This is a genomic window from Pseudomonas sp. G(2018) (assembly GCF_005502415.1).
In the GTDB taxonomy this organism is placed as follows: Bacteria; Pseudomonadota; Gammaproteobacteria; order Pseudomonadales; family Pseudomonadaceae; genus Aquipseudomonas.
On the sequence record NZ_SCOO01000011.1, the window covers coordinates 1 to 14,340 of the forward strand.

Below are 14,340 nucleotides of genomic sequence, written 5' to 3' on the forward strand. Positions count from 1 at the left end.
CCTACGATATTCGCGGCACTGTCCCGGAATTTCTGAACGCCGAAACGGCTTACTGGCTCGGTCGTGCCATCGGTGCCCAAAGCTTGGCCCAGAATGAACCGAATGTTTCCGTCGGCCGTGACGGGCGTCTCTCCGGCCCGGAACTGGTGGAGCAACTGATCCAGGGCCTGGCCGACAGCGGCTGCCACGTCAGCGATGTCGGCCTGGTACCAACCCCTGCGCTGTACTACGCCGCCAACGTACTGGCTGGCAAATCCGGCGTGATGCTGACCGGCAGCCACAACCCATCGAACTACAACGGCTTCAAGATCGTCATCGCTGGCGACACCCTCGCCAACGAGCAGATTCAGGCCCTGCATGACCGCCTCAAGAGCAACAACCTGAGCAGCGGCCAGGGCAGCATTACCAAGGTCGAGATCCTCGACCGCTACACCACCGAAATCGTCCAGGACATAAAACTGGCCCGACGCCTGAAGGTCGTGGTGGACTGCGGCAACGGCGCTGCCGGCGTGATTGCCCCACAACTGATCGAAGCACTGAACTGCGAAGTCATCCCGCTGTTCTGTGAAGTCGACGGCAATTTCCCGAACCATCACCCGGACCCGGGCAAGCTGGAAAACCTGGTAGACCTGATCGCCAAGGTCAAGGAAACCAACGCTGACCTAGGCCTGGCCTTCGACGGCGATGGCGACCGCGTGGGCGTGGTCACCAACACCGGCAGCGTCGTGTTCCCGGACCGCCTGCTGATGCTGTTCGCCAAGGACGTGGTAGCACGCAACCCCGACGCGGAAATCATCTTCGACGTCAAATGCACCCGCCGCCTGATCCCGTTGATCAAGGAATATGGCGGTCGTCCGCTCATGTGGAAGACCGGTCATTCGTTGATCAAAAAGAAAATGAAACAATCCGGTGCCCTGTTGGCCGGCGAAATGAGCGGCCACATCTTCTTCAAGGAGCGCTGGTTCGGTTTCGACGACGGCATCTACAGCGCCGCACGGTTGCTGGAAATCCTCAGCAAGGAAAAATCGTCGGCTGAAGAATTGTTCGCAACCTTCCCGAACGATATTTCTACGCCAGAAATCAATATCCATGTGACCGAAGAGAGCAAATTCAGCATCATTGATGCACTGCACGATGCACAGTGGGGCGAAGGCGCTGACCTGACCACCATTGACGGCGTGCGAGTCGACTATGCCAAAGGCTGGGGCCTGGTTCGCGCCTCCAACACCACACCGGTGCTGGTACTGCGCTTCGAGGCCGATGACGAGGCTGAATTGCAGCGCATCAAGGACGTCTTCCATGTCCAGTTGAAGCGTGTTGCACCTGATCTCCAACTACCGTTCTGATTCACCCGGAGCCCTGAATGACCCTCGAACGCGAAGCCGCCGCCAACACCGCCAAGGTCCTGTCCGAAGCGCTGCCTTACATTCGCCGCTATGTCGGCAAGACACTGGTGATCAAATACGGCGGCAACGCGATGGAAAGCGAGGAGCTGAAAACCGGCTTCGCCCGCGACATCGTGCTGATGAAAGCCGTCGGCATCAACCCTGTGGTCGTTCATGGTGGCGGTCCGCAAATCGGTGACTTGCTCAAGCGCCTGTCGATCGAGAGCCACTTTGTCGATGGCATGCGCGTCACCGACGCAGCAACCATGGACGTGGTGGAAATGGTCCTCGGCGGCCAGGTCAACAAGGACATCGTCAACCTGATCAACCGTCATGGCGGCAGCGCCATTGGCCTGACCGGTAAAGACGCCGAGCTGATTCGCGCGAAGAAACTCACCGTCACCCGCCAGACCCCGGAGATGACCCAGCCGGAAATCATCGACATCGGCCACGTCGGCGAAGTGGTCGGGATCAATACCGACCTGTTGAACCTGCTGGTCAAAGGCGATTTTATCCCGGTGATCGCGCCAATCGGCGTCGGCGCCAACGGCGAGTCGTACAACATCAACGCTGACCTGGTGGCCGGCAAGGTTGCCGAAGCACTGAAGGCCGAGAAACTGATGCTGCTCACCAACATCGCCGGCCTGATGGACAAGTCTGGCAAGGTGCTGACCGGCCTGAGTACGCAGCAGGTCGACGATCTGATCGCCGATGGCACCATCTACGGCGGCATGCTGCCGAAGATCCGTTGCGCGCTGGAAGCGGTCCAGGGTGGCGTGGGTAGCTCGCTGATCATCGACGGCCGCGTGCCGAATGCGATTCTGCTGGAAATCTTCACCGATACCGGCGTGGGCACCTTGATCAGCAATCGCAAGCGCCACTAAGCGATAGCGGATGCAAAAAGACCCCGCTCAGCCTGGCTGAGCGGGGTCTTTTTTTCACCTCGACCTCTGTGGGAGCGGGCTTGCCCGCGATAGCTATCTGTCAGCCAACATCACCGTCGACTGACATTCCGTCATCGCGGGCAAGCCCGCTCCCACAAAAGGCGGTATGCGTTAAACGCCGAACTGGGCGCGGTACGCTTCCACGGCCGGCAAGTGCTGCTTGAGCTGCGGATCGTCAGCCAGGAACTCCAGCACCTGGTTCAGCGAAACAATGCTGATCACCGGAATGCCGAAATCGCGCTCCACTTCCTGGATGGCCGACAACTCACCGTTGCCACGTTCCTGACGATTCAGGGCTATCAGCACACCAGCAGCCTTGGCACCCTCCTGGGAAGCGATGATCTGCATCACTTCACGGATAGCGGTACCGGCCGTGATCACGTCGTCGATGATCAGCACATCGCCGGTCAGCGGTGCGCCAACCAGGCTGCCGCCTTCGCCGTGAGCCTTGGCTTCCTTGCGGTTGAAGCACCATGGCAGGTCACGGTTGTGATGCTCGGCCAGTGCCACGGCAGTGGTCGCCGCCAAAGGGATGCCCTTATAGGCCGGACCAAACAGAACATCGAAGGCAATGCCGCTTTCAGCAATGGCTGCGGCGTAGAAACGACCCAGCTGCGCCAGGGCCGAACCCGAATTGAACAGGCCCGCGTTGAAGAAGTAAGGACTCGTGCGCCCGGACTTCAGGGTGAACTCACCGAAGCGCAAAACGCCGCGATCGATGGCAAAACGAATGAAATCGCGCTGATACGCTTGCATGAAAAAAACCCCAAATACCACGGATTTAGCTAATTAGCTTGACGCCGTGTATCATACACGCACGCGATTTTTGGGGCCATTTATGCGGATCATCAGTGTGAACGTCAATGGTATTCAGGCTGCAGTCGAGCGAGGTTTGCTCAGTTGGCTGCAAGCACAGAATGCCGACGTCATCTGCCTGCAGGACACCCGTGCCTCCGCCTTTGAACTGGACGATCCAGCCTTCCAACTGGATGGATACTTCCTTTATGCCTGCGATGCCGAAGTTCCCGCCCAAGGTGGCGTGGCTTTGTATTCGCGGTTGCAACCGAAGGCTGTCATCAGCGGTCTCGGTTTCGAGACGGCCGACCGCTACGGGCGCTACCTGCAAGCCGATTTCGACAAAGTCAGTATTGCAACGTTGCTGCTGCCGTCGGGTATGAACGGCGATGAGGACTTGAATCAGAAGTTCAAGCTCATGGACGACTTCGCCAAGTACCTGGACAAGCAACGGCGCAAACGCCGCGAGTACATTTATTGTGGCTCGCTGTACGTGGCGCAACAGAAGCTGGACATCAAGAACTGGCGCGACAGCCAGCAATCCCCGGGCTTCCTGGCGCCTGAACGCGCCTGGATGGACGAGATTGTCGGCAACATGGGTTATGTCGATGCCCTGCGCGAAGTCAGCCGCGAAGGCGACCAGTACAGCTGGTGGCCGGATAACGAACAGGCCGAAATGCTCAACCTCGGCTGGCGCTTCGACTATCAGCTGCTGACCCCGGGCCTGCGCCGCTTCGTGCGTAGCGCACGCCTGCCACGTCAGCCGCGGTTCTCGCAACACGCGCCGCTGATCGTGGACTACGACTGGACGCTGACCATCTAAACGTCAGATGCAAAAAAAGCCGACAGCAATGTCGGCTTTTTTGTGGGTACTGATTTTGTGCTTTTTGTGGGAGCGAGCAAGCCCGCTCCCACAGGGGATCTGCGTGACCGTTATTTGATCAGCCGCCAGGTGAACGGATACCGATACGGGAACCCTTCGTTGGCCTTCACGCCTGCGATGATGGTCAAGACCAGCGCACCGATCGCCACCAACCCGAACAGAAAGAACCCGATAATCACCACCATCAGCAGGAAGCAAATGGCCGAGGCAATGGCGACGGTGATCTGAAAGTTCAGCGCCTCCTTGCCTTGAGCATCGATGAACGGGTCCATCTCACGCTTCATCTGCCACAGAATCAACGGGCCGATCAGCGTGCCGAACGGAATCCAGATTCCCAGCAAGGCGGACAAGTGACAAAACATCGCCCACTGCCGAACCTCTTTGCTCGGGGTGGGAAGCAGCTGTTGCTCATCACTCATGACGCCCTCCTTGCCTGCGGTATTCCGATCAGTCAGCCAATGCAGCCTTTTGCAGATCGAAAATTTCGTTCATGCCTTTCTTGGCCAGTTCCAGCATGGCGTTCAGCTCTTCAGGCTGGAACGGCGCGCCTTCGGCAGTGCCCTGGACTTCAATGAAGCCACCAGTGCTGGTCATCACGACGTTCAGGTCGGTCTCGGCAGCCGAGTCTTCCAGATAATCGAGGTCGAGTACTGGCTCGCCCTGGTACATGCCGACGGAAACGGCACCGATCATTTGCTTGAGTGGGTCGCCGCCTTTCAGGCCGCCGCGCTTCTTGATCACTTTCAAGGCATCAACCAGAGCAACCATGGCACCGGTGATGGAAGCGGTACGAGTACCGCCGTCGGCCTGGATCACGTCGCAATCGACGTACAGGGTCACGTCGCCCAGCTTGGACATGTCCAGCGCAGCGCGCAGGGAACGACCGATCAGACGCTGGATCTCCAGGGTACGGCCGCCTTGCTTGCCGCGGCTCGCTTCACGCTGGTTACGCTCGCCGGTGGCGCGCGGCAGCATGCCGTACTCGGCGGTCAACCAACCCTGGCCCTGCCCCTTGAGGAACCGCGGCACGCCGTTTTCGACACTGACGGTGCAGATGACTTTGGTATCACCGAACTCGACCAGTACGGATCCCTCGGCGTGTTTGGTGTAGTTGCGGGTAATGCGGATCGAGCGGAGCTGATCGGCAGCGCGACCACTTGGACGTTTCATAAGGGATACCTGTACGGGGACGGAAAACTGCGGAGCATTATAGAGCTGCCAGCCACGACTGGGCACTTCTAAAAAAATCCTCCGACGACTGAAGGCTCTGGATAGCCCGTCGCCGAGGGCCTGCAGTCCTTTGTGACACCGTGTGTTTGGGCGCATCCGCCGCACTGCGCTACAATCCTGCGCCTTTGCTGCCAGTCGGCTTAAATTCATTGATATCGGGTTGCCGGAACGTCAGTTCCGGGCCGATCTGCATTGCGAGGTACCTCCATGGTGCACAGCATGACCGCCTTCGCCCGCGTCGAGAAAGCCGGCGTCCAGGGCACCCTGAGCTGGGAACTGCGCTCGGTCAACAGTCGCTACCTGGAACCCCACCTGCGTTTGCCGGAGTCCTTTCGCGACCTCGAAAGCGCCGTCCGCGAGGCGCTGCGCCAGGGCGTGTCCAGGGGCAAGCTCGAATGCACCCTGCGCTTCACCGAAGAAAACACCGGCAAACCACTGCAAGTGGACCAGGCACGCGCCGCACAACTGGTTGCGGCCGCCGAGACCGTCGCCAGCCTGATCAAAAATCCGGCAGCGCTGAACCCACTCGAAGTGCTGGCCTGGCCCGGCGTATTGGTGGGCGACGCGACCGACCCGCAAGCGCTGAACGCCGAAGCACTGGCACTGTTTAACCAGGGCCTGAAAGAGCTCAAGGCCGGCCGCGAGCGCGAAGGCGCGGAGCTGGCGCGGTTGATCAATGATCGCCTGACGTCCATTGAAGAAGACGTGGTGATCCTGCGCGAACTGGTTCCGCAGATGCTCGCCACCCAGCGCCAGAAAGTGCTCGACCGCTTTGCCGACATGAAGGCCGAGATGGACCCGCAGCGCCTGGAGCAGGAAATGGTCATGCTCGCGCAAAAAAGCGACGTCGCCGAAGAACTGGATCGCCTGAGCACTCACATCATCGAAGTTCGCCGGGTCCTCAAATCCGGCGGCGCTGCCGGACGGCGCCTGGACTTCCTGATGCAGGAGCTCAACCGCGAAGCCAATACATTGGGCTCCAAAGCCTTCGACCCGCGCAGCACCCAAGCGGCGGTCAACCTCAAGGTGTTGATCGAGCAGATGCGCGAACAAGTGCAGAATATTGAGTAAGGCATACCCGACATGACCCACAGCACCGGCACCCTGTACATCATTTCCGCCCCATCGGGCGCGGGCAAGAGCAGCCTGGTCAAGGCCCTGACCGACGCCGATCCGGAGATCCGCGTTTCCGTTTCCCACACCACCCGCGCCATGCGCCCCGGTGAAGTGGACGGCGTGAACTATCACTTCGTCGAACGCAGCGAGTTCGTGAAGATGATCGAACACGGGGATTTCCTTGAGCGCGCCGAAGTGTTCGGCAATCTCTACGGCACCTCGCAAAGCCACCTGCAACAAACGCTGGATGAAGGTCACGACCTGATTCTGGAAATCGACTGGCAGGGCGCCGAGCAAGTGCGCAAGCTGATGCCTCAGGCCCGCTCGATCTTTATCCTGCCGCCGTCACTTCAAGCCCTGCACCAACGCCTGACCAATCGCGGCCAGGACAGCGACGAGATCATCGACGGCCGCATGCGCGAAGCCGTCAGTGAAATGAGCCACTACGTCGACTACGACTACCTGATCATCAATGACGATTTCGCCCACGCCCTGCACGATCTGAAGGCGATTTTCCGCGCCAATCAGCTGCAACAGAAACGCCAACAGCAACGTTTCGGCAAACTGCTGGCTGAATTGCTGGGCTAATCCACTCTTCCCAAAACCGCTGCAAGGGCTTTACATTGGCACTTGCAGCGCGTTGAAGAGCTTGATCAAAAAATCAGCGCTTCCCTAATCGCTGGTGATTTTTTAAACTGTTGAGTCCGCTCGCCCATCCGGGCAGCGCGCATATTGCATTTGCTACGAGGAAGACCATGGCCCGCGTAACCGTTGAAGACTGCCTAGAACACGTGGATAACCGCTTTGAGCTGGTCATGCTCTCTACCAAGCGTGCCCGTCAACTGGCCACCGGCGGCAAAGAGCCGAAAGTAGCATGGGAAAACGACAAGCCTACCGTCGTAGCCCTGCGTGAAATCGCTGAAGGCCTGATCGACTACGCAGCTATCGCCGAAGCCGAAATCGTTGAAGATGAACCGCTTTTTGCTGCATTCGAGGACGAGTCCAACGAGGCCGTCTAAGCCTATGCCTGGTCGACGTAGCACGGCGCGGGAACAAAGCTTTCGGCAGGAGATATCATGCCGAGCATAGACGCCCTCGCCGATCGCTTATCGACCTACCTCGGCAATGACCAGGTCAACCTGGTCCGCCGAGCGTATTTCTACGCCGAACAAGCCCACGACGGCCAACGCCGCCGTAGCGGTGAGGCGTACGTCACGCACCCGCTCGCGGTGGCGAATATTCTTGCCGACATGCATATGGACCATCAGAGCCTGATGGCAGCCATGCTGCATGACGTGATCGAAGACACCGGTATTGCCAAGGAAGCGCTGCAAGCGCAGTTCGGCGAAACCGTGGCCGAACTGGTCGATGGGGTCAGCAAACTGACCCAGATGAACTTCGAGACCAAGGCCGAAGCCCAGGCCGAAAACTTCCAGAAAATGGCCATGGCCATGGCCCGCGACATTCGCGTGATCCTGGTCAAGCTGGCCGACCGGCTGCACAACATGCGCACGCTGGAAGTGTTGTCCGGCGAAAAACGTCGGCGCATCGCCAAGGAAACCCTGGAAATCTATGCGCCCATCGCCAATCGGCTGGGCATGCACGCCATCCGCATAGAATTCGAAGACCTCGGCTTCAAGGCCATGCACCCGATGCGTTCCGCGCGGATCTACCAGGCGGTCAAACGCGCCCGGGGCAACCGCAAGGAAATCGTCAACAAGATCGAAGAGTCCCTCAGTCACTGCCTGGCCATCGATGGCATTCAGGGCGAGGTCAGCGGTCGCCAGAAGCACCTCTACGGCATCTACAAGAAAATGCGCGGCAAGCGTCGGGCCTTCAACGAGATCATGGACGTCTATGCGTTCCGGATCATCGTCGACAAGGTCGATACCTGCTACCGCGTGCTGGGTGCTGTTCATAATTTGTACAAACCGTTGCCGGGCCGCTTCAAGGATTACATCGCGATACCCAAGGCCAACGGCTATCAATCGCTGCACACCACACTGTTCGGCATGCACGGTGTTCCGATCGAGATCCAGATCCGTACCCGTGAAATGGAAGAGATGGCCAACAACGGCATCGCCGCCCATTGGCTGTACAAATCCAGTGGCGACGAGCAGCCAAAAGGCACTCACGCCCGTGCCCGCCAGTGGGTCAAAGGCGTGCTGGAGATGCAGCAGCGCGCCGGCAACTCGCTGGAATTCATCGAAAGCGTGAAGATCGACCTGTTCCCGGACGAGGTCTATGTGTTCACGCCAAAGGGCCGGATCATGGAGTTGCCCAAGGGCTCCACGGCGGTCGACTTCGCTTACGCGGTACACACCGACGTGGGCAACAGCTGTATTGCCTGTCGGATCAATCGGCGTCTCGCGCCGCTGTCCGAACCGCTGCAAAGCGGCTCCACCGTGGAAATCGTCAGCGCCCCCGGTGCGCGGCCGAACCCGGCCTGGCTCAACTTCGTGGTCACCGGCAAGGCGCGCACGCACATCCGCCATGCGCTGAAACTGCAACGCCGTTCCGAGTCCATCAGCCTGGGTGAGCGCCTGCTGAACAAAGTCCTCAATGGCTTCGACAGTTCGCTGGAGAAAATCCAGGCTGAGCGCGTCAAGGCCATGCTCACCGAGTATCGCCTCGAACTGATCGAAGACCTGCTCGAAGACATCGGCTTAGGCAATCGCATGGCATATGTGGTGGCGCGCCGGTTACTCGGCGAGGGCGAACAGTTGCCAAGTCCGGAAGGTCCGCTGGCCATTCGCGGTACTGAAGGCCTGGTACTGAGCTACGCCAAGTGCTGTACACCGATCCCGGGTGACCCGATTGTCGGCCACCTGTCCGCCGGCAAAGGCATGGTCGTGCACCTGGACAACTGCCGCAACATCAGCGAAATCCGCCATAACCCGGAAAAATGCATCCAGCTCTCATGGGCCAAGGATGTCACCGGTGAATTCAATGTCGAACTGCGCGTTGAGCTGGAGCACCAGCGTGGCCTGATCGCCCTGCTGGCCAGCAGCGTCAACGCGGCCGACGGCAACATCGAAAAAATCAGCATGGACGAACGCGATGGTCGCATCAGCGTGGTCCAACTGGTGGTCAGCGTGCACGACCGCGTGCACCTGGCCCGTGTGATCAAGAAACTGCGCGCCCTGACCGGGGTGATCCGCATCACCCGCATGCGCGCGTAGCCATCCATCAATTACAAGGAGTCATTCATGACCAAGACTGTTATCACCAGCGACAAGGCCCCGGCCGCCATCGGCACTTACTCCCAGGCGATCAAGGCTGGCAACACCGTTTACATGTCGGGTCAAATTCCTCTGGACCCAAAAACCATGGAACTGGTTGAAGGCTTCGAAGCCCAGACCGTCCAGGTCTTCGAGAACCTCAAAGCCGTGGCTGAAGCCGCCGGTGGTTCGTTCAAGGACATCGTCAAACTGAACATTTTCCTCACCGACCTGAGCCACTTCGCCAAGGTCAACGAGATCATGGGCAAGTACTTCGACCAGCCTTACCCAGCCCGCGCCGCCATTGGCGTAGCGGCCCTGCCAAAGGGTTCGCAGGTTGAAATGGATGCCATCCTGGTCATCGAGTAATGTGTCCGGCGCAGCCTCAGGCTGCGCCGACTGCTCTGCTGTAAAGAAAGCTTGAAAGGATTCCACCATGCGCAAAGCGCTTGCTCTCTCGCTGCTCGCCCTGCTTCTGGGCGGTTGTGCCAGCGACCCTGCCGACCGAGATATCAGCGGCACCTGGATCAATCAGGTGGCGATCGATGCTGCATCCAAGGGTGTCCCCCTGCGTGAAGCGCTCCAGGCCTATGGCCCGAACCTGGAATGGGACGTCAACACCAAGGCCGGTCAGGCCCGTTACACCAATGGTTTTGAAAATGTCGACGGCAAGCTGCTGGGCGAAGAGTCCGGCGCCTGGAAAATCGACTTTTACGGCAGTTCCGGCAGTGAACTGAAGCGCGACGGCAAACAACTGAGCCAGGCCGCGACCGAGAACGAACCCGCACAGGTCTTCGACCGCGCATTGATCCCGGTGCCGGATGGCGCACCGATTGGCGCCAGCTTCGAACGCGCGTTGTATTCGGCCTACATGGGCGGGAGCTGGAAAGTCATCAGCGGCCCCGGCGAAGGCAACACCGTTCAGTTCCAGGCTGACGGCCAGGTGACCGGCCTCCAGGGCGCTGATCGTTATGCGTTGTGCCTGGCCGGTGATTGCGCCTCGATGAGTGGCGGCAACGACAACATGTGGCTACAACTCAATGGCCAGGGAAATCCATGGATCTTTGCGCGCAAAGGCAAGGAGCTGGAAATCTTCCAGGCCGTGAATACCGCGCTGGCGGACGAACAGCCTCAGTTCACGCCGGGTGATCGCAAGTGGTTGCTGGAAAAGCAGTAACCCGGGTCTAACTGCAAAGAAGGTCCCATGTGGGAGCGGGCTTGCTCGCGAAGACGGATTCACATCCAACGATGATGTTGGATGTAACGGCCTCTTCGCGAGCAAGCCCGCTCCCACAGTTGTTATGGGGTGACTGGAATTCAGCAGCGTCCTTCGAGGATCGCGGCATAGCCCTCGCGGAAGCTCGGGTACTTCGGCTCCCACCCCAACGCCTTCGCCCGCGCATTACTGCAGCGCTTGCTCCCGGTGCGGCGCACAGTGGCGTCGTCCGCCCATTCGGTCACGCCCAGATACTCACGCAACCATCCCACCACATCCGCCAGTGCTGCCGGTGCGTCATCGACACCGATGTACACATCATCCAGCGCCACGCCACGCCGATCCGCCTCAAGCAAGCACGCCATCAACCCGGCGGCGTCGTCGGCATGAATCCGATTGGCATACAACGGCGGATCGACCGCTACGCGGTAACCCCGGCGCACCTGGGTCAGCAACCACTCACGGCCCGGACCGTAAATGCCGGTCAAACGTACGATGCTCGCCGGGATGCCACTATTAAGGGCAATCTGCTCGGCTTCGAGCATCACCCGCCCTGAATAGCCAGCCGCTACCGTTGGCGACTTCTCGTCAACCCACTCGCCCTCTTGCTGACCGTAAACGCTGCTACTGGAAACGAACAGCAGACGATTGGGCACCTGCCCGTAGTCGTCCAGCCACTCGAGCACATGCTTCAAGCCTTGAACGTAAGCGGCGCGGTAACCGGCCTCATCGTGATCGGTGGCGGCCGCGCAGTACACCAGGTAATCCACCGCACCAATCGGCCAGGTCGCCGGACATTCCTTGTTGAACAAGTCGCCGGCAACGCCAACCACACCCTGGGGCAGGCGCGAGATGTCGCGCCGCAGGCCATGAACCTCCCAACCGGCGGTCAACAATTGCGTGGCCAGACGGCTGCCGACATCACCGCAACCGGCGATCAAAACAGAAGGCGCGGACATCAGAGAACTCCCCTTGGAAACGGACAGACTAGCGCCGGCAATGGACGAGCGGCTAGCAATACAGGAAAAAAAGATACTCTATTACTTTTGTTAACAAGAATTACTTGCAATAATACGCACCACTTTTGTTCTCGGCCTTACGAGGCCTGGAAGAGCATCATCGTTTTTCTATCTCAGGTCCGGCCAGCATGACACGCAATCAAATCCCCGCTTCGCCAACCAAACGACCTCGCGCCTGGAGCGCGGTGGCCGCCCTGCTGCTCAGCCTGATGCTGGCACCGACCGCGGCGTTCGCTGACGCACAAACACCCGCCATCCCGGCCGCTACTGCAGCGGCCCCGGCTGACCACGCGACCGCAACCGACCCGGCCCAGGCAGCAACCGCTCAAGAATCGCTCGGCGAAGACGTTCCTGAAGTCCTCGAAGCCAACAACAGCCTGGGCATGGCTCATGACCTGTCGCCGTGGGGCATGTACCAGAACGCCGACATCATCGTGAAGATCGTGATGATCGGCCTGGCGATCGCCTCGATCATCACCTGGACCATCTGGATTGCCAAAGGCTTCGAGCTGATGGGCGCCAAGCGTCGTCTACGCAACGAAATCGTACACCTGAAGAAAGCCGCCACGCTCAAGGAAGCCGCCGCATCGGCAACCAAACCAGGTACCTTGGCCAATCTCTTGGTGCATGACGCCCTGGAAGAGATGCATTTGTCTGTCAGCAGCCGCGAGAAAGAAGGCATCAAGGAACGCGTCAGCTTCCGCCTTGAGCGCCTGGTGGCCGCCTGCGGTCGTAACATGAGCAGCGGCACCGGCGTACTCGCCACCATCGGCTCCACCGCGCCGTTCGTCGGCCTGTTCGGTACCGTATGGGGCATCATGAACAGCTTCATCGGCATCGCAAAAACCCAGACCACCAACCTCGCCGTCGTGGCCCCCGGTATCGCCGAAGCCTTGCTGGCGACTGCCCTGGGCCTGGTCGCGGCGATTCCTGCGGTGGTGATCTACAACGTGTTTGCCCGCTCCATCGCCGGTTACAAGGCGCAGGTGTCCGACGCTTCGGCAGAAGTCCTGCTGCTGGTCAGCCGCGACCTCGATCACCAGCCTGAGCGCAGCTCGCATCCGCACATGGTGAAAGTGGGGTAATCGGCCATGGGCCTGCATTTGAAAGAAGGGGCAGACGACGATCTGTCCGAAAACCATGAAATCAACGTCACGCCGTTCATCGACGTGATGCTGGTGCTGTTGATCATTTTCATGGTGGCGGCCCCGCTGGCCACCGTGGACATCAAGGTCGACCTGCCCGCGTCCACCGCCAAACCGGCACCGCGGCCAGAGAAGCCGGTGTTCCTCAGCGTCAAGGCTGACCAACGCCTGTTCCTGGGCGAAGACGAAGTGAAGGCCGAAGCACTCGGCGCCACGCTCGACGCCAGGACCCAGGGCAAAAAAGACACGACGATCTTCTTCCAGGCCGATAAAGGCGTGGATTACGGCGACCTGATGAGCGTGATGGACAACCTGCGCTCGGCCGGTTACCTGAAGGTCGGTCTGGTCGGACTCGAGACGGCAGTCAAGAAATGATCACGACGCGCCATAAGCTGACGCGCTACAGCGGTAGCCTGGCTGTGGTGCTGGGCGTTCACGCGCTGGCCATTGCGCTGGCCGTGAACTGGACGGCCCGCCCGCCCATCGAATTGCCGCCCCAGGCAATGATGGTCGAGCTGGCACCGATTCCAGCCCCGCCACCGCCCGCACCGCCGAAGGTCGTCACACCACCGCAGCCACCGGCTCCGGTTGAAGAACTGCCGATACCGAAGCTCGCCGAGGCACCAAAGGCCGAGATTGCGGTACCGAAACCGGTCAAGCCCAAGCCGAAGCCTCAACCGCCCAAGCCTGTGGAGAAAAAGCCCGAGCCGCCGAAGGAAAAACCGTCCGAAGCCAAACCGAGCGAAGCACCACCGACTCCAGCGCCGACCGAGAAATCCGCTCAGCCCGCGCCAGGTCCATCGGCCGCTCAAGTGGCGGCCAAGGCCAGCTGGCAAGGCACCCTGCTCGCGCATTTGGCCAAGTACAAAAAGTACCCGGCCAGCGCACAGGCACGGGGCAAGCAAGGCATGAACCGTCTGCGTTTCGTCGTGGATGCCGAAGGCAACGTGTTGTCGTTTGAACTGGTGGGTAGCTCCGGCACTGCCGATCTGGACCGGGCAACTCTGGACATGATTCGCCGCGCCCAGCCCCTGCCAAAACCACCGGCCGACATGCTGAACAACGGCTCCATCGAAATTGTTGCACCCTTTGTTTACTCGCTGGAAAACCGCCGGCGTTAGAAGAACCACCAAACCATTGTGGGAGCGAGCCTGCTCGCGAAGAGGCCAGCACATTTAACATCTACTGGATGTCAAACCGCTTTCGCGAGCAGGCTCGCTCCCACATAGGTTCTCGCAACAACCAGGTAGGCACCGAAAGGTGCCTTTTGCATATCTGCCAGCGGCAAACCGACATTGCCCGGTGTCACTCGACACCTACCTTCTGATAACGTGCGTCTATCGATTGCAGGCGGTATGCTTGGCCCGCATCTTCATGGACGCTTGC

Annotated in this window: 16 protein-coding genes; 12 read left to right on the top strand and 4 right to left on the bottom strand. The window is 59.8% G+C overall.

Annotation, left to right across the window (positions count from 1 at the left end):
• Together FFS64_RS13340 and argB are read left to right on the top strand one after the other, a co-directional pair.
• Positions 1-1,346: phosphomannomutase/phosphoglucomutase (locus FFS64_RS13340; RefSeq protein ID WP_137805780.1), on the top strand; the 1,346-nt coding region annotated here is incomplete at its 5' end.
• A gap of 17 nt (positions 1,347-1,363) precedes the next feature.
• Positions 1,364-2,269: an acetylglutamate kinase gene (gene argB, locus FFS64_RS13345; protein WP_095194424.1), complete on the top strand. Its 906-nt coding sequence runs from the start codon at positions 1,364-1,366 to the stop codon at positions 2,267-2,269.
• 171 nt (positions 2,270-2,440) lie between these two features.
• Here argB and pyrE read toward each other — a convergent pair whose 3' ends face one another.
• A complete protein-coding gene (pyrE, locus tag FFS64_RS13355) occupies positions 2,441-3,085 on the bottom strand; it encodes an orotate phosphoribosyltransferase (RefSeq protein ID WP_137805781.1) in 645 nt (214 codons plus the stop codon).
• An 82-nt stretch (positions 3,086-3,167) separates the two neighbouring features.
• Between pyrE and FFS64_RS13360 the strand changes: the two genes are divergently transcribed.
• Positions 3,168-3,947: an exodeoxyribonuclease III gene (locus FFS64_RS13360; protein ID WP_053163881.1), complete on the top strand. Its 780-nt coding sequence runs from the start codon at positions 3,168-3,170 to the stop codon at positions 3,945-3,947.
• Positions 3,948-4,057: 110 nt separating this feature from the next.
• Here FFS64_RS13360 and FFS64_RS13365 read toward each other — a convergent pair whose 3' ends face one another.
• Entirely contained in the window at positions 4,058-4,426 is a 369-nt protein-coding gene (locus tag FFS64_RS13365) for a DUF4870 domain-containing protein (RefSeq protein ID WP_137805782.1), read from the bottom strand.
• A gap of 28 nt (positions 4,427-4,454) precedes the next feature.
• Positions 4,455-5,177, bottom strand: a complete 723-nt coding sequence (rph, locus tag FFS64_RS13370) for a ribonuclease PH (protein ID WP_047535109.1) — start codon at positions 5,175-5,177, stop codon at positions 4,455-4,457.
• A gap of 267 nt (positions 5,178-5,444) precedes the next feature.
• On the opposite strand from rph, the gene FFS64_RS13375 reads away from it, so the two are divergent.
• The 6 genes from FFS64_RS13375 to FFS64_RS13400 all read left to right on the top strand — a co-directional run bounded on the left by FFS64_RS13375 (position 5,445) and on the right by FFS64_RS13400 (position 10,751).
• Positions 5,445-6,308 carry a YicC/YloC family endoribonuclease gene (locus FFS64_RS13375; protein WP_137805783.1) on the top strand — a complete coding sequence of 288 codons (864 nt, stop codon included), beginning with the start codon at positions 5,445-5,447 and terminating at the stop codon, positions 6,306-6,308.
• Between the two features lie 12 nt (positions 6,309-6,320).
• On the top strand, positions 6,321-6,941 hold the full coding sequence (gene gmk / locus FFS64_RS13380; protein WP_095194427.1) for a guanylate kinase: 621 nt from the start codon (positions 6,321-6,323) through the stop codon (positions 6,939-6,941).
• A 167-nt stretch (positions 6,942-7,108) separates the two neighbouring features.
• A complete protein-coding gene (gene rpoZ, locus FFS64_RS13385) occupies positions 7,109-7,372 on the top strand; it encodes a DNA-directed RNA polymerase subunit omega (protein WP_007921129.1) in 264 nt (87 codons plus the stop codon).
• Between the two features lie 57 nt (positions 7,373-7,429).
• Positions 7,430-9,535 carry a bifunctional GTP diphosphokinase/guanosine-3',5'-bis pyrophosphate 3'-pyrophosphohydrolase gene (spoT, locus tag FFS64_RS13390; RefSeq protein ID WP_095194428.1) on the top strand — a complete coding sequence of 702 codons (2,106 nt, stop codon included), beginning with the start codon at positions 7,430-7,432 and terminating at the stop codon, positions 9,533-9,535.
• A gap of 27 nt (positions 9,536-9,562) precedes the next feature.
• Complete coding sequence (locus FFS64_RS13395) at positions 9,563-9,943, top strand: RidA family protein (RefSeq protein ID WP_003229509.1); 381 nt, start codon at positions 9,563-9,565, stop codon at positions 9,941-9,943.
• A 67-nt stretch (positions 9,944-10,010) separates the two neighbouring features.
• On the top strand, positions 10,011-10,751 hold the full coding sequence (locus FFS64_RS13400) for a hypothetical protein (protein WP_137805784.1): 741 nt from the start codon (positions 10,011-10,013) through the stop codon (positions 10,749-10,751).
• Positions 10,752-10,891: 140 nt separating this feature from the next.
• Here FFS64_RS13400 and FFS64_RS13405 read toward each other — a convergent pair whose 3' ends face one another.
• A complete protein-coding gene (locus FFS64_RS13405) occupies positions 10,892-11,749 on the bottom strand; it encodes an SDR family oxidoreductase (protein WP_137805785.1) in 858 nt (285 codons plus the stop codon).
• Positions 11,750-11,937: 188 nt separating this feature from the next.
• On the opposite strand from FFS64_RS13405, the gene exbB reads away from it, so the two are divergent.
• The 3 genes from exbB to FFS64_RS13420 are packed head-to-tail and all read left to right on the top strand — an operon-like array spanning position 11,938 to position 14,075.
• The gene (gene exbB / locus FFS64_RS13410; RefSeq protein WP_137805786.1) at positions 11,938-12,894 is read left to right on the top strand and encodes a tonB-system energizer ExbB; all 957 of its coding nucleotides are present in this window, start codon (positions 11,938-11,940) and stop codon (positions 12,892-12,894) included.
• 6 nt (positions 12,895-12,900) lie between these two features.
• On the top strand, positions 12,901-13,329 hold the full coding sequence (exbD, locus tag FFS64_RS13415) for a TonB system transport protein ExbD (RefSeq protein ID WP_102673741.1): 429 nt from the start codon (positions 12,901-12,903) through the stop codon (positions 13,327-13,329).
• Positions 13,326-14,075: an energy transducer TonB gene (locus tag FFS64_RS13420; RefSeq protein WP_095194433.1), complete on the top strand. Its 750-nt coding sequence runs from the start codon at positions 13,326-13,328 to the stop codon at positions 14,073-14,075. The genes exbD and FFS64_RS13420 overlap by 4 nt, the downstream gene beginning before the upstream one ends.
• Positions 14,076-14,340: the final 265 nt, after the last annotated feature.